Source organism: Acinetobacter sp. YH01008 (assembly GCF_013420435.1).
GTDB classification, from domain to species: Bacteria; Pseudomonadota; Gammaproteobacteria; order Pseudomonadales; family Moraxellaceae; genus Acinetobacter; species Acinetobacter pseudolwoffii.
In genome coordinates this window covers 1-16893 of record NZ_VOYD01000036.1, presented here as the reverse complement: position 1 = coordinate 16893, position 16893 = coordinate 1, and the positions used below count along the sequence as shown (strand labels likewise).

Below are 16893 nucleotides of genomic sequence, written 5' to 3'. Positions count from 1 at the left end.
GCCTATTTAAGTGATGTGCTGAAAAGGTTGCCAACACATAAAGTGCCCCAAATAGAAGAATTACTACCTCACCGCTGGAAACCTGAACCCCGTTAAAACTTGGCGATGGCGTTCAGCGGATGCTTACATTTATTTAGTCACATGGATACCAAGAGCCAACTCTCGGAGACAGACTCTAAACACTTAGATGGTTCATCAAACAAACTATTCACTTCACACTATGATGTAGACTTATTTTTGGAGCAGTTGTGCCCAAAAGAGTTTTCAGATCGTACAAATTTGCAATTTATAACATTGCTTAAACGCAATGTGTTAGAGCGTTATAATGCAATGCTATTACATGCTCGATTAACTGCCTTGATGAATGTTGATTCTATCCGAAATTCACTATGGTCGAATTACTTAGTCCCATCTCTTCATCAACTCATAAGCTTTTGTATTACACAAATGGGGATCACTAAGCACTGGAAAGGCGAAAACTTTATTAAAGAAAGCTTAGCTTATCTTAAAGATACTGACCAAAACTTTGCTAACTTTTTGGAAAGTGACGTTTTAAGTCCTGATGATAAAAATTACATTAGTAAATTTGGTCGCCTAGATGCCTTACCTACACCATCGACATTAAAGCGCTTATTTTTAACAAATAATGAAGCATCGCAAGTACATTATGAACTATTGTGTTTTGCACGCTTACTAAGAGATGGCTCCGTAAATTTGAACAACACCTATAAGTGATATTTTGCTCCCCAAATGATGTTATAAACATCGATATATGGAGTATTTTATGGCACGTAGACCAAGAAGAAATCATTCAAATGACTTTAAAGCTAAGGTAGCACTTGCTGCAATTAAAGCAGAAAAAACACTTGCTGAATTGAGTGCTGAATTTGATGTTCATCAAAACCAAATTATCGACTGGAAAAATCAATTGATTTCGGCTTCCTCGCAAGCCTTCGATCAATCAAAAGCTCCAGCAGAACCACCCATTGATCTAAAAAAACTACATGCAAAAATCGGTGAGCAGGCATTAGAAATTGATTTTTTAGAAGGTGTGTTGAAGAAACTGGGCCGCTTCAACCACAAAAGTTAATCGACGACTCACTTCAGATTTCAGTATCTAAGCAAGCTAAGCTACTGAAAGTCTCCCGTGGTTGTTATTACTATCGCCCAAAACCTGTGAGTGCATCAGATCTGAAGCTGATGCGCTGTATTGATGAATTACATATGCAATACCCTTTTGCAGGTAGCCGTATGATGCGTGATTTATTGAACCGTCAAGGACATCATATAGGACGACGTCATACACGTACTTTAATGAAAAAAATGGGCATTAATGCGTTATATCGTAAACCAAATCTAAGTCAGGCCAATCAAGCTCACCGTAAATATCCATATCTGCTCAAAGGATTGAATATTCAACGGAGTAATCAAGTGTGGGCAACGGATATAACATATATCCCTATGGCAAAAGGCTTCGTCTACTTATGTGCTGTGATTGATTGGCACAGCCGTAAGGTGCTTGCTCATAGCGTATCGATTAGTATGGAGGTTGCATTTTGTATAGAAACATTAAATGAAGCTATTGAAAAATATGGCCGACCTGAAGTCTTTAATACAGACCAAGGCAGTCAATTTACCAGTGATGCGTTTATTGAAGTGTTAAAATCAAATGACATCCAAATCAGCATGGACGGTAAAGGTCGTTGGGTCGATAATGTGATGATTGAACGATTATGGCGGAGCGTTAAATACGAGGAGGTTTATCTCAAAGCCTACAGCAATGTTTTTGATGCGAAAAAGCAATTAAATGCATATTTTGAATTTTATAATTTGAAACGACCTCATTCGAGTCTGGACAAAATGACTCCAGATGAGTTTTACTATGACCAGCTACCACAACAAAATAAGGTAGCTTAACTAGAGCAGAACATCACTTATAAATAAGCTTTTAGTTGTTCAAACAAGTGGGACCACCTCTCTATCTCCATACATTGATCCATCGTTAAAGGATCATCGCTACGCAAAACCTCTAGCAAGATCGTTGCCGATTCACTAACAGCACCCCCAATCGCCCCTGCTTTTGCTGCATTGCGATATTGCATTGCGTTAAACTCAGAACGTACTCGCTGCTTATCTTTGTATTCAGGACCTTCTTGATTTTTTTTCGTTTCTTGTACCAATTCTTCAGCACTACCTTCACCCTTTCGGTTCAGACCTGTGCTGGACACTTTACCATCACTCGATGTCAGTTTATCTGTCGCATTATCAGCCGTATCCTGATAACTTTTAGAGACTTCTGGACGTGTTTCTTTATTTCTAAGCGCCTGTTTACGTGATGCTTCTTTTACAGAGTCAACTTGATCTTTTGGTACAATTTTACCTACACCATCGTATTTTTCTGGTGATAGAGCACCTGCTGTCTTTTCACCATCTTTATAAAATTTCACTTGATGTTTCGTTGTCCCATCTGGCGTGACAACATGGATATCTGCAACTGGATCGTTATGCGTTCCAACATCTAATGTAGCCCGATGATTATTTTGCCCCTTAGCTGCAGCTTCAATATTAAATGAGCCTGCATGATGAGCTTCCGCGGCAAATCCTTGCTGAACATCAATTGTTTGACTAGTAAATCCCCCATTTTTTTGAGAGATCGCATCTTTTATCCCTTTACGATACTCACTCAAAGCTTGGTTTAAAGCATCACCTTGTACTTGATTGTATGCCCCTTGAAAATAAGAAATGCTCTGTCCTGCGATATCCTGTGAATCTTTATTTTTCTTCATAAAGCTCTATCTTTGCTATTTAACTTTTTAACTATCTAGTGCTAATCTTTAAGAATGAAGTAATTTATTTCTTAAAATGTCCTATTTTCTCTAACCAATCATCAACTTCGTCTGCTATATCCTCAGCCATTTCAATACATGTTTCAGCAATATGATTTGGTAGATTAAATTTTAATTTGTAATCTGCCTTAGTCCTATAATCACGTAATCTGTTGTACCCATATGCCATGCTTTCGAATCCATTTTCCTCTAAAACACGAACAATGGTAATATGTGTACCCTGTCTATATTTCTTCGCATACTCTTGAATATCAATTTTTAAATGAGTACCAATCAGAGTAATTAATTTATGGTAGGTGAAATAAAATGCTCTACTTATAGAAGTTCTTACAGAGCAATCTTTAAAAGTTTTTAATGGATTTCGTTCTGCTGAGTCCAATAAAAACTTTGATAATTGATAAAACTCTTCATCATTTGTAGTCATATACCCCCTCCTATAATATTAAAAACGATCTTCATTTTTTCAGATAGAGGTAACCTCCTATCTTCAATGACTAAATTTGAAATTTTTTTATCCAATAACTTAAAGTCTATTTCACATGATAATTCATTAATATTCAACATTATCATGATAGGACTAAAGCCATCATCATTATCTTGAACCTCAAGATCAATTTTTGTGAAATCTATATTTTGATCTAATAGTGTTTCTATGATCTTATGCGTATAAAACAAATATATTTCTTTAGATACACCTTTTTCTTTAAATAATGCAGTAACACCATGCACGAATTTTTCTAGCTGAAAAAGCTTGTTTGAGTCTTTAACTAAATTGATGTATCGATCATCTAAAGTAAGATCCAATAAAAAGATCTTACCTGTAAGAATAAAGTTCTTCGTTTGATCGATACCCACATCATGCAGTGATTTAAAAATCTCTAACACATTTTCAACAAAGATTTTAGGCTTATGTTTTTTTTGGAAGAGTCGATTATATGAAAAAATTTCCGTTGGGAATGCAGCTACAGCGCCTGCCATTAATGAACCACCTCCTAAAATTGCTGTAAATGCTTTCCCATCTACTCCCAATTTAGATTTCAACTCAGGATGATTCAATTCTTGATGAGCAACGATATTTTCAAAAATTTTAGTTACTAAACCCATATCCTCTTTAAGATTCATCTTATAAGTCCTTTTAACTCACCCATTTATCATCATTCATAGCTAAAGTTTTAACCAGCTCAAAAACTGTTGAAACTTTTTCCTGAAATTGTGTCACGTCATAACTTACAGGCAGGTCTTTATCCAATACTTTTTCAATTTCATCTTTCACTAATGCTTGGGTCTGCCCATCTTTCCACCAGTCTTGAACCAAAACTTTTGGTGTTGTATTGATAAGTGATGTGATCAAGTCTTTCGCTGCTAACTTGACCTGCTGTTGCTCATCTTTTGTGAGTTTGTCTTTTAAGAGTAGGTCATAGATTTCTAACTCATCTTCAGTTAAACCTTCTCTGATATGACGTTGGTCTTCTTCCTGCAACCCTTTTGTGAACTTTTGAATTTCTTCAAACAGTTGTTCAGTCGCCGTAGCACCAGAGTTATAACGATCAATCATTTGCTGATAGCGCTCGGCAAAATTAATACGTCCACCATTTTGCTTCAGCATTTGAATGATTTTCTTTTCAAGAAAAGCTCGCATATCCGCAATAGCAATGTTCTTGTGCTTGGTTTCTTTAAACTGTTCTTTCAGTTTGTCAAAATCAACTGTGCTTAAATCCCATTTTTGACCATGGATCAAACTATAGCTTTGCTTGAAATCCTTAACCGACTTCGCTGTATCTGCATCTATAATCACACTTCGATCTAAGAGATCCACAATTGCTACACCTGTTGTTTCAAGATCTTGCTGTTCAATGGTGGCTTCAATAAATCCATGTAAAAATTGAATTACAGATACTATCGGGCGAGGCTTAGCTAAGATATTAGGCTTACATGCCTCATATAAGGCAGCAACGGTATTAAAGTGAACATTGAATGTTTTTCGATATTCATCTTTTTCTAGTAACCGATCGGCATATTCACCAAATAAAGTATTCTCTTTAAACGTACCGCCATTCTCATTACGAGTTTCTAAGATTTTGTTTAGATCAATATCCTTAGACTCACAATATTCTAGGGTCTTCGTAATCGCTTCATCCAGCATATCGAAAAGTACGGTTTTATCCTGGACGGGCGCATCTATTTCTCCATCTTCACCAGTGCCTTGGCCGTAATCTTTTAAAGCTGTTTTTAGATTCCTAAATACGTTGTAGTAATCAATAACTTCACCATTTCTTTTCTCTACAAGCTCGCCGTCGGTATTCTGAATACGATATGACGTTACTCGGTTGGCACGAGCAATGGTTTGCATCAAGGTATGACCTTTCATTGGCTTGTCTAAGTACAGCGTAGATACCGTGGGCGCATCAAAACCTGTCAACCACATTGCACAGACGAAAACAAGTTGTAGCGGATGCGCTGGGTCTTTAAAGTTATCCTCAATATCAGCCCCATTCGTATCAACTTTATTCAGGCGGTCAATATGTGTCTGAATATCTAGACCTTGTTTATCAAAGCGTTCTTTTTCTGCACTCGGATCACTAATGACCACCGCCATTTGCACCGTGCTCATATACTTTTGGCGTTGCTTTAAACGGAATTTTTCAACATCATTTTTAGAATTATGAATACGTGTTTGTAAATGCTTCAGCTCTTCTTTCCAAAGTTTTGAAACCTTGTCATACATGCGTACAGCCGTAAATTGATCTACGGCAACCATCATGCCTTTACCTAAATAACCACGGCGTGGGAAATGGTAGACAATATCTTGAGCAATACGATCTAAACGGTCATCTCGTTTAATGACTTCAAGTTCCGTTGAATATTTCCGCTCAAGCTTTTCTTTTTGTGCTTCGTTTAACTCTTCATCTTCTAAAATTTCAGCAAGCTCTTCGTTGAGATCGTCATTTTGCAATAACACCTCAGGTACGCGCTTTTCATAGAAAAGCGGTAATGTTGCTTTATCTTCAATGGCTTGTTGGAAGGTATATTCCGAAACATATTCACCAAACCATTGCTTGGTTTTTTTCTGTTTAAGGATCGGTGTACCCGTAAAAGCTAGGAAATGTGCGCCGTCTAAACCTTTACGCATATTTTCAGCAAGGGATTCATATTGTGTACGATGCGCTTCATCGACAATGACAATCACTTCCCGCTCAGCAGGATTGAATAGCTGTGGATAATCTTGACCTTTCTCGTATCTGAACTTTTGAATTAGGGTAAATACAATTTTAGTATTTTGGCTGAGTAAGGTTCGAAGATGGGTACTGTTTTTCGGTTGTGCTGCTTCATCTTCTAAAACAGCTTTGGTCTGTATAAAGTTTTTATAAATCTGTGAATCCAAGTCTTCACGATCCGTAATCACCACAAAGCTAAAATTACCTGTGACTTTACGAAAAATTTTTCTGACATAGAAAATCATCGAGAAACTTTTACCAGAGCCTTGAGTATGCCAAAACACACCCAGACGACCTTGTAGCTCATCACGCTTCAGGAAGTTTTTAAAGGCATGATTCACCCCTAAGAATTGATGGTTCTGAGCGATAATTTTATGTTTTTCATTTTGGAATAAGATAAAGTTTTCAATATAGTCTAATAATCTTTCAGGACGGCAAAGACCACGTAACAAGTACTCAATACTTGTGCCTTGTTCCTCAATTTCTTCTTTATTGACCTTTTCTTTTTCATGGTCTACACGTAACCAATTAAAGAAATGCTCCCACTCGGCGGTAAAACTTCCGAGCTTGGTATCTGTGGCATTGGATAGGACACAAAAAGCATTGGTTAAGAATAGTTGTGGGATATCATTTTTATAATTTTTTAAATTGTCATCAAAGGCATTCTTAAGCTTTACATTAGAGTTTTTCAGCTCAATAAATACCAGTGGTAAACCATTGACATAGAGAATGAGATCAGGACGGCGATAAGCACAATGTGGCGTGCGTCCTGTTGATTGAATCCATAACTGAGACACCACCAAAAAATCGTTATTTTCAGGGTTTTCAAAATCAATCAGTTTTAATGGGACATTTTCATATTTCTCGCCGTTGGCATCTTCGTAAGTAATGGATGCACCATCACGAATCGCTGTATATAGTTCCATATTGGCTTTAATTGCCGACATTGAACCACGGCGATCCATCAATCTAGAGACAGCTGTTTCAATAACATCTAAAGGGACTTGAGGATTCAATTGCACGCATTTAGCAATCACACGATCTTTTAAGATGACATCTTTTTTGTCTGTACGACCTGAACCATCATTTAAGTCACTTGAATCTGTGGTATAGCAATTGAGATGCTGATAATCAAATTCTGTGCTTAAAATCTTGATGGCTTCTTGTTCAATGTCATCTTCACTGATGAAGTTACGTGTTACTTTTGCCACAATTTATCCCCTATATCCCTCTAAATATGTCTATTTTTTATAACTTACTGTTCTTGCATTGATGGTGGAAACTGAATATCTAAGTTTTCCACTGATAATTTTCCTGAAATTAACCGAGGCAATAATGCCGTTTTAGTTTGTTCAAGCCACTTGATTTGTTGCTGTAAGTTTTTAATTAGCAAGTATTGACTGTCATAAATTTCATTGAACTTTGAAATAATTAAATTATCAGGAATGCAAACTAGCATACGATTAATATAATCCTTATTTGCATGAGGAATAGCTGATCCTGTGTTATTCGATACAATTGAAGTTTTCATAGCTTTTAAGTACTCAAAAACATAGTTTTTGAACTTATTATTCACTTCAATGATTGATAGTGTTGAACCAACTATACCCATATTATTGGCCCTAAATACTAATCCAGATCTTGAGCCGTCCATAAGCATTAATAAATCACCAATACTACATTCAACGCTATTTTTTTGCTTTCTTGCATAACTTGTTCCTTCACCCGTTAATGATTCCATATTGATGTACATCACAGCATCATCAGGTGAATTTAGTATTTCTTCAGGATTTTTTCCTTTTTTGAATTTACAGAACGAATCAAACCTTACATTTTTCCAACCTACTGGGAGACCTTTTTCAAACTCTGTATTTTCCCAATTTGGAAAACGAAAACGTACAAACCATTCTTTATATAGCTCTTCAGCCATATTTTCTAAAATTTGGATACGCTTTTTATTGTTTTCGATGAGATCAAAATATGCCTTTAAAACAGCAATCACTTTTTTCTGATCAGCTATTTTTTCAGGATATCTAATAGGAATTCTTTTTAAAATTTCTGTATTTAGATTTGGCATGGTTGCGCCAATTGCCTGATTTTGAATATATGAAATAACATCAGGCATTTTTAAATATAGATGTAAATATTCTGGGTCAATAGGTGATTTTTTCCCAACAGTTACCCTTAAACAACCTGTTCCACATAACCAACCTTCTTCTTTTGAGGTAATTAAAGCTTGGCGTCCAATATCACCTCGACGACCATAAACAATATCACCGATAGCCAATTGATGACGTTCTAATCTCATTACATGATCTTCAGACACACGAGCAATTTTGGCTTCACTAATTTTCCCATCAATGATGTCTGCTGGCATAACAACAGGTGTACCTTCTTCAGAGTAATCAGCCTGATGTAGCTGTGAACCAAAAGGACCAGTTTGAATCTTTCCCTTGCCTAACTCACACAACTGACCTAATGTTTTCTCAATAAACATCTATCAAGCTCCCAAAATCACATTCAAATTATTAAAAATAACTTGCTCAATAGATTTAGCTTCTTCTGTCAGATTTTTGAATTCAGTATTAAGCTCATCAAGTTGGCTAAGAAATTCATCTTCGCTTAAACCATCTTCTTCAATCACCACACCTACATAACGCCCTGCATTTAAAGAGTAATCCTGCTCTTTTACTTCATCAGGCGTTGCTAGCTTACAAAGACCCGTCACATCTTCATATTCAGCGTCTGGGAAACGCTCTTGTAACCATGAAATATGATTAAAGAAATACTCAGCTTCACCACGGTCAGCTTTAATATCCGCAAGTAAAGCTTTCACTTCTTTAATATCTGCTGATAAAGCATTTAAAGCTTTAAGCTTCGTATCCTTCACTTTAAACAGATCTTTATTGTCATTTTCCTTAGCTTCAACAATTTCAGCACGAGTCTGTTTCACTAACTCATTGTGTACTTTCTCTTTTTCACGAATCGCTTTATCTAAAACTTTGGCTTCATCAGCAATGGCTTTAAAAAACGGCGTAAAACTTGCTCTTAATGTTTTTTGAGCTTCATTCAGTTGGACCACTAAATCTTTTGTGACCACTTGAGGGAAGTCTTTCACATAAGCATCAAAACTTTCTTTAAGTGGTTTAAGTGCATGCCAATGTGTATTTAGCGTATCAACACTTTGAACAATCGCTACATCATCTTTTAAAGCATCTTTGAGCCTCTTAAAGCTAGGCTCAACATGGGGAACAGTAGCTTCAAGCTTCGCCATACCTTGTCTAAAGTAATCATCCACCAAACTAATATATTCATGATTACGCCCCTTATGTAGCTTACTAATCATGGCAATATTCAGAATCTGTTCATCGGTAAAATCACGATGGGCACGGTCAATCTGTCTAAAGATATTTCGAGCATCAATAAACAAAATCTTGTCGTCTTTTTTATTTTTATCGAAGAACCATAAGGTTGCAGGTAACGTTACGGTATAGAACATATTTGAAGGCAAAGTCAGCATGCCATAAATCAAATTATTCTCGATCAATGTCTGACGTATATCAGCTTCTGAATTACGTGCATCTGAAGCAGAGTTAGGCATCACTAACGCTGCACGACCACTATTAGATAGCTTCGCTTGCTCTGCATTCTTCAAAGACGTGGCAAATAAATTAATCCAAAGGTAATTGGCATTAGGCACTGTTTCAGCCTTGGCATTATCATCTGCTTTTTTAGTTTTGGTTTTGTTACGTGGTAAACCATAGCTATTAAAACGAGGATCGTTTTCAACTGTCGCAAGTGCTACATCATCCACATTAAATGGTGGGTTTGCCATGATGTAGTCAAACTTTTCAAAGCCCTTAAATGGATCTTCTGCATAAGAGTTTGCTTGGCGAATATCACCTTTAAGGCCATTTACGAACAAGTTCATTTTGGCAAGTTTGCCAGTATCAAGCGTCTTTTCTTGACCGTATACAAATAAGCTATTGTTTGTCTCAGCTTCACCTAACTTTTTACTAATCTCTTTACGGCGATCTACAAACTGTAAAGACTGAACAAACATACCACCCGAACCACAGGCTGGATCATATACAGAGCCGTTATACGGTTCGATCATTTCAACCATCAATCGAACAACTGAAGTTGGTGTAAAGAATTCACCACCTTTTTGACCTTCAGACAAGGCGAATTTACCGAGGAAGTATTCGTAAATTTTACCGAATACATCACCTGAAGCATCAGAAGGAATATTTGAAAAACTACGGACTAAACCTTTTAACGCCTGTTTACTTTGAGGTAAACGGTTAAATGCCTGATAATCATTTTTAGGCAAAACATCTTTAAAATCTTCTTGACCTTGATGATCTTCAATTGCCTGCATCGCTTCTTTAATTTTTGATGCTAAATCTTCACTTTCTGGAAGTTCGAGTAAGTAGTTATAACGGGCATTATCCGGCAAATAGAAACCACAATGTTTAATCGCAATTTCAGCCAGAGTCTTTTCACGGCGTGTCCCTTTAAGTTCATTAAACTCTTTTAAAATCGCTTCTTCAGCAGCACCGTATTTGTTATCTGCGAACTTTAAGAAAATTAGACCAAGAACAGGCGTTGAATACTCATTCGGTTTTAAATCTGTATTTGCACGCAGACTATCTGCAGCTGACCAAAGTTGATCTTCTAACTGTTTTAACTCATTAATGTTCATAATTTTTCCAAATTAATTTATATATCTGATCTGCTCATTTTCTTTGAGCATTTTTCCAGTTATGCCTTTTGCAAAGACAAGATGAATTTCTGAATCATCTCTCTTTCAGACTCTGGTAAGGCTTGAATAGATTTAGCAATTGGGTCAATGCCTAGATCTGAATATTGGTCGGTACGCCCAAGCAAGTAATCACTTGAGACATTCAGCACCACCACCAACTTATAAAAATTTTCTAAAGATGGCTTACGAGAGCCTGCTTCAATATGTGAGATTGAAGTTGATGGAATCCCTGTTTTTTCAGCAATATCCTGCTGTGTCATTTTTCTTTGTGTTCTTATTTCTTTGAGCCGTGCACAAAACAGCTCTGAATCCATCTCAATCAACATAAAACACCATAAATCGACAACAAAAACTTGACTATATCGACAAGTTTTCATATAAATATTATCAGTATTTTATTGTCTATTTCGACAAAAAGACATCATCAAAAGAAATTAAAAGAGGAAATTTAATATGAAGAATAGTGTATGTGCATGAATACAAGATCTCGACAATCCTGTATTCATGCTTTCCATTCCAACTCACTGAAATGAAAGATGTAAAATTTCGACGTTTTACCTTTGCATTCTTTCATAACAGACGATTTAAGTAAATTCGCTTGGAGTCTATTATGAGCAACTCACCTAGCCATATCCCAATTTTTATCCATCCGGCAATTAAAAATCTGAATGTACGTCAAATTTCTAAAATAATTGCAACGAAGATTATTGAAACTACAGCGCTACAGCTTCAATTCAATTCGACATTTTGTAGTCAGCTAGACGTAGCTGATCATTTAAATACTTACCAAGCTCTAACTTATTTTATAGATAATCAGTTTTTTGAAATATATGGTTTTAACAAATTTGAAATCGTTAGTTTTAATGAAATCTATGATGAGCTCTACTGCGAATTTAAAAACAAAATAAATTACCAAATGAATTATGGTACAAGTTGAGCTACATGAATAAGTTGAAGATAACTATATGATTTAAAATAAATTCATATTGTTCATCAACTTGCTCATGCTTATTTGTCATGAGCAAGTTGAATATTTATAAATTTCATACAGTTAGTGCCATGTAGATCAACTTATTCATGTTGATTGCATCGATCAATATAGTTTTAGAAATGTGTCGGCTCATCTAATCTATGAATCTTGGGCAATGACCAAAACCATACTTTTTCACCACAAGGCCTAAAAGGTTTAATATTTAACCTTTCTTGTGCACGCCGTATAGATGATAGACTCAGACCAGCTTCTTTAGCCTGCAAGTGAACATCTTTTGCTGGCAATCTCTCAACATCGCTTAACAATTCAATCAAAAACTCTTTAGCAACTTCTACCGCAGAATTATTATCACCAACATTAAGTTCAGCACTATTCAGCAACTCCTTAGCAAAGCCGTCAATTTTACCTAACCAATTAGTTTTCGTAGTTTCAATTTTATCTGCAATAGTCACAGACTCAAGTTGATAACAAATACCACCATCAAGTACCGAAATATTACTTTTTGCACGTACAAGAATATAATCACCATCAGCCTCTCTTCGAGAAGCACACCAAGCCATTCGTGCCAATGCACTGAACGCTTGGGAGCCTAGAATTCTGTCAGCAGGACTATTGTTTGCGCTACCTTTTGCAAAATGAGTAATCCCTAGTATGGCAAAACCATATTGACTGGCTAAATCAACTAATGGCTGTAACGATCGTCTCACATCATTGGCCTTGTTCATATCACCACTTACCGCAGAAATGATTGGATCTATCATTAGAAGTTTAAGGTCAGGATTTTCTATTATGTACTGCTCAATTTTCGGAAAATCTTTGGCAGGGTCAAAGGATTCTAATTTACCTTCTTTATTAGTACGTCCTGCAATAAACGATACTTTGCTAACATTAGCTCCATTTGCTATTAATCGAGGCTTTAATGTATCTGAAGAATCATCTTCGGTTGAGTAGATTAAGACTTTTCCAGAGTTTTCACACAGTACCCCATCTGGAAAATTCCCACCTCTTGTAATAGTAGAAATCAGCGCGAGCGAGAGATTTGTTTTCCCACAACCACCAGCACCAGCTAAAATTGTCATTTTTCCCAGAGGCAACCATCCCTCCCATAGCCAATGAATTGGCTGAACTTGAATGTTTTCCATATTGATAATATTAATTGCATTTGTTGTTAACTTTGATTTTTCTCGATTTGCTAGCTTTTCAAGTTGCGGATATTCTATCACTACACCATTTTGCTTAATAAATTCTGCATACAGTTGATTCAAATAGAATTGTATTGCTAGTTTATTTTCTGCATGCGATATGAAGTGGGCATCAAATAGGCTATAGGCATTAATGTTTTTACTGAGTTTATCAAGCACAACAGGTGTATTATTTGTTGTATTTAAATAGAATTCTACACATAAAGAAATATCATCCGCACACGCAACACGCTCACCGCATTGAGCAATTTTTAAAGCAACATCAATTCGATTCGTACAGTAATTTACTTTTGCATTCGCTGAATTTTTATTGAATACTGCAATACCATTTTGACCAATAATATATTGCATCAACTGCGTTGATTTATAATTTCCTTTTTCTCTACCTAGAGCTAAAACACCACAATGTTGACCATTCTTACTATATAAATCTACCGCCAAAAATCCTTCATAATCAAAACTTGGATGTTGATGATCTAAATATGAGTTTTCTTTAAATTCATAAAATAGATGAGACGTAGCGATATTATATTTTACTAGCACACAATTCGTATCATAAGCAGTTTTTATATATTGTGATTTAAAGTCAGTAACTGTAGGATAATACAGACCTTCAATATCACTATTACTTTTCTGAATAAAAAATGGCTGTACATCTAAGTACAAAGACTTTTCAACACTTTTATCAATCATGTACTCATCATAATCATGAGTATCCGCCTGAGTTTTCATTTTTTGCATTTTAAAAAACCTAAAAATTCGACAAAATCCCTCCTCGAACTGCTTCTAATTTAGAAGCAGTTTTTAAATTAAAATGTGAGGTGGGGAAGAAATGATTTAGCTACTTAATTTCACCAGCGAAACGTAAAATTTCATTACGATTCCAACGAAGTAAACGACCATGCCTTTTGGGCGTAATGGGACCATTTTCATATACAGCCCAACGACGAAGTGTTTGTGGTTGCATGCCTAGCAGTTTTGCAGCCTCTGCTGTTGTAATTAATAAACTTTCTTGCTTCATCATGAAGCGTCCTATAGCAATTGAATTAAGTAATTTTTAGTTGATTAGTACTTGTTTGAGTAGGTTCTTATAATTACTATATTTTCTTACCCCCCAAAAAATTATACTTTTTGATTATCAGTGGAACATTTTATGTCAGGGCGTCCAAAAACTGGATTTGTTACAAAATTGAAAACTATTATTTGGTATGAACAGGTTGCAGAACGTGTTCTTAAAGAAAATATTCAAAATAATGTTCGTCCACATCAAACGGAGTTAGACTCACGCTCAGCAAGTAAAAATAAACTAGATAAATTTTTTAATGAAAATGGTAGTAAAATTTGGACAAAATTTTCCACTGGACAAGTATCTCCAGTAACAAAATTAAAAATTGTAGAAAATAAACTTCCTAACACTATAATTTATTTTATCCATCCCATTTGGGAAATATTGAGTAAAACTTACGTTACTGAAGAAGATTTATATAATTTTTATAAAAATCTAAATAGTTTCACTCAAAAAACTATACAAACAAAAAATATTAAAGATGTTGTAATCAACTTTGATGCTAATTTTGCGAAGGAATTTGACTGTGTTTTAGATCTGTATAGTTTTTTGCTATTTAAGACTTATCAAAGTAAATTCAAGCTTCATATTCAGAATCTTGAATATAGTTACCTAGCTTTAATGGAATACAGCTTATTAATTATAAATTTAATTGGTTGCTCGGGATACTACTTAATCAAGCTATTACAATTGCATTTTCAGTTAGAACCCAATTCACGTTTGATCGAAATGGGAGCTGATATAGACTTTCATCTAAAACAAATTAATCAATATCATATACTTAAAATTGCCCATGACAACAATCCTCAACGATATACTGTACTAAAAAACCACTTTGATGATTTCAAAAATGATTTCCATAAATATCAATTAAAGTTAACATCTATTGAAAACCTCTATACAAAGAATAGTGAGGAACTTTGAATTCACACGTTACCAATCAAAATTAGTAAAGTTAAAGTTACACTAAGCTTACTCAACTGCAAAACATTGTCATTAATTACCCATGCTGATTGATAGATGCTAGATTAGAAGACAGGTTTAAGTTGATTTATTTTGCTTACCATGTGCTTACTAAAATCCAAAAACAAAAAAACCACTTACGATTAGTACACGTAAGTGGTTGTTTTATATGGTGGGCCCAGACAGACTTGAACTGTCGACCAACGGATTATGAGTCCGCTGCTCTAACCAACTGAGCTATAGGCCCTACATGCTGAAAACTTTATTTATCAATAAGTTCAAGCGTCATGAATACTAGCTAAGATTTTTTTGAAAGACAAGTACTTTTATAACCACTTGAACACTTAGGCAGCAATCATCATGACTTGATTCGAAAGAAATTCTAGTTCTTTAATACTTCAGTCTAAAGACATGCAGAAAAATGGGTATATACAGATCAATTTAAGGCAGCCTAGCCTGAAATATTGACGTCAACCTCATAGAATAAAGCATACATTTGATAGATTTGACGTCTCAGTATATTTATAAAGTATCAAAAAATATTTGATAAAATATTAAAAATGATGGAAAAGTATATGAGCTGCAGAATAAAGAAAAATTAGAATTGAGACTTCATTTCTTTTTCTTTACGCAAATCCTGCTTAATTTCGATGAAAGACCATACAATTATAAGCACTAAAATCAATAAAGAGACTACAAAGGCTGTAATGTATGTCATAGTTTTCAATCTCAGAGTAGAAAGAACAACAAAATAGAAAGGATTAATACCCCTTCTCTTCTTCGACAAAAGTCTAATAACTAAATCTTGCTCTGGATAGTCATTTTTTCACCATTTTAAGACTTTTTTTATATCTAATAATACTTTTTTAATATCAAAATTTTTTATTTATACATTTTAGCTCTTAATATTTCAGTTTAAAAAGATCAAGAAATTATAGATTTCTACATTATTTACACGTTTTATTTGCCAGCCTATTGACTGAATGGCCGAACAAGAAGAAATTATGCAATTCTCCACATATGGCTTTTACTTAATCTGTGCTTATGCTAAATAAATTCATTGGCGAATCTGCATTTAAACTTGCGGGTTGGCAATATCATGTCGAACCAGATGTACTCGAAGACAAACAGGTCATTATTGGCTTTGAACATACTTCAATGATGGATGCGGTGCTGTCGATTGCCCTCTTCCAGATTTATGATCTTAAAGTTCATACCTTGATCAAAAAAGAACTATTTAAAGGACCTTTCAAACCGCTATTAAAAGCTGTCGGCGGTATTCCTGTTGACCGCAAGGCCAATAAAGATATCGTGACCCAGATGGTGGAGCATTTTCAGAATAATGAAAAGTTTAATCTGGTGATTGCACCAGAAGCGACACGTGCCAAGCAAGGTGAAGCACGTAAACCGATCCGTACCGGCTTCTGGCATATTGCCAAAGCTGCCAATGTGCCAATTGTATTGCTATATGCCAATTCCAGAACCAAACAAGGTGGCATTTTAGGCAAGATTTATCCAACAGATCTGGCTCAAGATCTGGCCTTAATCAAACAGCTCTATAAAGATAAAGTGGATCTGGATATTGTCATTCCGGAATAAGCTCAGTAACAGTGCTCGACATGAACAGATCCTTTGCTGTTCATGTCCTCCTAAAGCATTTGTATAAATTTGAAAAATAAAATCAAAAACTGCACTATAGCATTCCCCTTTTCTATCAATTGAACCGTACCGGGTTTGTCGGAGAGTCAATATTCTGAGAGACTATCCCGATGACAAAATTAAAATATACCCCTGAAATCAGAGAAAGAGCGGTTCAATTATTGATTGAATCTGAAAAAGATTATC

The 16893-nt window shown here is 35.3% G+C and carries 15 protein-coding genes and 1 tRNA gene; 6 read left to right on the top strand and 10 right to left on the bottom strand.

What is annotated here, in order from left to right:
* The 3 genes from FTT75_RS16065 to FTT75_RS13960 form a co-directional block, all read left to right on the top strand.
* Window positions 1-96: transposase domain-containing protein (locus FTT75_RS16065; protein WP_139133946.1), on the top strand; the 96-nt coding region annotated here is incomplete at its 5' end.
* A gap of 45 nt (window positions 97-141) precedes the next feature.
* Complete coding sequence (locus tag FTT75_RS13965) at window positions 142-735, top strand: hypothetical protein (protein WP_257230389.1); 594 nt, start codon at window positions 142-144, stop codon at window positions 733-735.
* Between the two features lie 49 nt (window positions 736-784).
* Window positions 785-1917, top strand: a protein-coding gene (locus FTT75_RS13960; RefSeq protein ID WP_257230388.1) for an IS3 family transposase whose coding sequence is annotated in 2 segments (ribosomal slippage) — window positions 785-1037 and window positions 1037-1917 — 1134 coding nt in all. Because the reading frame shifts where the segments join, the coding sequence is not laid out codon by codon here.
* Window positions 1918-1934: 17 nt separating this feature from the next.
* Here the strand turns inward: FTT75_RS13960 and FTT75_RS13955 are convergent.
* From FTT75_RS13955 to FTT75_RS13925, 7 genes are all read right to left on the bottom strand, one after another.
* The gene (locus tag FTT75_RS13955; protein WP_180186704.1) at window positions 1935-2786 is read right to left on the bottom strand and encodes a hypothetical protein; all 852 of its coding nucleotides are present in this window, start codon (window positions 2784-2786) and stop codon (window positions 1935-1937) included.
* A 64-nt stretch (window positions 2787-2850) separates the two neighbouring features.
* The gene (locus FTT75_RS13950; RefSeq protein ID WP_180186703.1) at window positions 2851-3270 is read right to left on the bottom strand and encodes a hypothetical protein; all 420 of its coding nucleotides are present in this window, start codon (window positions 3268-3270) and stop codon (window positions 2851-2853) included.
* The gene (locus FTT75_RS13945) at window positions 3267-3968 is read right to left on the bottom strand and encodes a hypothetical protein (protein WP_180186702.1); all 702 of its coding nucleotides are present in this window, start codon (window positions 3966-3968) and stop codon (window positions 3267-3269) included. Before FTT75_RS13945 ends, FTT75_RS13950 begins: the two co-directional genes overlap by 4 nt.
* A 13-nt stretch (window positions 3969-3981) precedes the next feature.
* Entirely contained in the window at window positions 3982-7272 is a 3291-nt protein-coding gene (locus FTT75_RS16060; RefSeq protein WP_180100988.1) for a type I restriction endonuclease subunit R, read from the bottom strand.
* A gap of 44 nt (window positions 7273-7316) precedes the next feature.
* Complete coding sequence (locus FTT75_RS13935; RefSeq protein ID WP_180040845.1) at window positions 7317-8558, bottom strand: restriction endonuclease subunit S; 1242 nt, start codon at window positions 8556-8558, stop codon at window positions 7317-7319.
* A 3-nt stretch (window positions 8559-8561) separates the two neighbouring features.
* On the bottom strand, window positions 8562-10766 hold the full coding sequence (locus tag FTT75_RS13930; protein WP_180100987.1) for a class I SAM-dependent DNA methyltransferase: 2205 nt from the start codon (window positions 10764-10766) through the stop codon (window positions 8562-8564).
* Window positions 10767-10825: 59 nt separating this feature from the next.
* Window positions 10826-11152: a helix-turn-helix domain-containing protein gene (locus tag FTT75_RS13925; protein ID WP_180100986.1), complete on the bottom strand. Its 327-nt coding sequence runs from the start codon at window positions 11150-11152 to the stop codon at window positions 10826-10828.
* A gap of 284 nt (window positions 11153-11436) precedes the next feature.
* On the opposite strand from FTT75_RS13925, the gene FTT75_RS13920 reads away from it, so the two are divergent.
* Window positions 11437-11763, top strand: a complete 327-nt coding sequence (locus FTT75_RS13920; RefSeq protein ID WP_180100985.1) for a hypothetical protein — start codon at window positions 11437-11439, stop codon at window positions 11761-11763.
* A gap of 167 nt (window positions 11764-11930) precedes the next feature.
* On the opposite strand, the gene FTT75_RS13915 is transcribed toward FTT75_RS13920, so the two are convergent.
* Entirely contained in the window at window positions 11931-13760 is a 1830-nt protein-coding gene (locus FTT75_RS13915) for an AAA family ATPase (RefSeq protein ID WP_180100984.1), read from the bottom strand.
* Between the two features lie 100 nt (window positions 13761-13860).
* Window positions 13861-14040 (bottom strand): helix-turn-helix domain-containing protein, encoded by a 180-nt coding sequence (locus FTT75_RS13910; RefSeq protein WP_180100992.1) that lies wholly within the window; start codon window positions 14038-14040, stop codon window positions 13861-13863.
* A gap of 132 nt (window positions 14041-14172) precedes the next feature.
* Here FTT75_RS13910 and FTT75_RS13905 point away from each other — a divergent pair, with 132 nt between their 5' ends.
* Window positions 14173-15009 carry a hypothetical protein gene (locus tag FTT75_RS13905; protein ID WP_180001272.1) on the top strand — a complete coding sequence of 279 codons (837 nt, stop codon included), beginning with the start codon at window positions 14173-14175 and terminating at the stop codon, window positions 15007-15009.
* Between the two features lie 209 nt (window positions 15010-15218).
* Here the strand turns inward: FTT75_RS13905 and FTT75_RS13900 are convergent.
* Window positions 15219-15295: transfer RNA gene (locus FTT75_RS13900), tRNA-Ile, on the bottom strand.
* Window positions 15296-16092: 797 nt separating this feature from the next.
* On the opposite strand from FTT75_RS13900, the gene FTT75_RS13895 reads away from it, so the two are divergent.
* Window positions 16093-16647 (top strand): 1-acyl-sn-glycerol-3-phosphate acyltransferase, encoded by a 555-nt coding sequence (locus FTT75_RS13895; protein WP_005097390.1) that lies wholly within the window; start codon window positions 16093-16095, stop codon window positions 16645-16647.
* The last annotated feature ends 246 nt before the right edge of the window (window positions 16648-16893 follow it).

What these genes read in the sequence shown, in the direction of transcription:
- FTT75_RS13920 (WP_180100985.1), top strand. Translation starts at nt 11,437, where the DNA reads ATGAGCAACTCACCTAGCCATATCCCAATTTTTATCCATCCGGCAATT.
- FTT75_RS13955 (WP_180186704.1), bottom strand. Translation starts at nt 2,786, where the DNA reads ATGAAGAAAAATAAAGATTCACAGGATATCGCAGGACAGAGCATTTCT.
- FTT75_RS13930 (WP_180100987.1), bottom strand. Translation starts at nt 10,766, where the DNA reads ATGAACATTAATGAGTTAAAACAGTTAGAAGATCAACTTTGGTCAGCT.
- FTT75_RS13950 (WP_180186703.1), bottom strand. Translation starts at nt 3,270, where the DNA reads ATGACTACAAATGATGAAGAGTTTTATCAATTATCAAAGTTTTTATTG.
- FTT75_RS13895 (WP_005097390.1), top strand. Translation starts at nt 16,093, where the DNA reads ATGCTAAATAAATTCATTGGCGAATCTGCATTTAAACTTGCGGGTTGG.
- FTT75_RS13935 (WP_180040845.1), bottom strand. Translation starts at nt 8,558, where the DNA reads ATGTTTATTGAGAAAACATTAGGTCAGTTGTGTGAGTTAGGCAAGGGA.
- FTT75_RS13925 (WP_180100986.1), bottom strand. Translation starts at nt 11,152, where the DNA reads ATGTTGATTGAGATGGATTCAGAGCTGTTTTGTGCACGGCTCAAAGAA.
- FTT75_RS13915 (WP_180100984.1), bottom strand. Translation starts at nt 13,760, where the DNA reads ATGCAAAAAATGAAAACTCAGGCGGATACTCATGATTATGATGAGTAC.
- FTT75_RS13910 (WP_180100992.1), bottom strand. Translation starts at nt 14,040, where the DNA reads ATGAAGCAAGAAAGTTTATTAATTACAACAGCAGAGGCTGCAAAACTG.
- FTT75_RS13905 (WP_180001272.1), top strand. Translation starts at nt 14,173, where the DNA reads ATGTCAGGGCGTCCAAAAACTGGATTTGTTACAAAATTGAAAACTATT.
- FTT75_RS13965 (WP_257230389.1), top strand. Translation starts at nt 142, where the DNA reads ATGGATACCAAGAGCCAACTCTCGGAGACAGACTCTAAACACTTAGAT.
- FTT75_RS13945 (WP_180186702.1), bottom strand. Translation starts at nt 3,968, where the DNA reads ATGAATCTTAAAGAGGATATGGGTTTAGTAACTAAAATTTTTGAAAAT.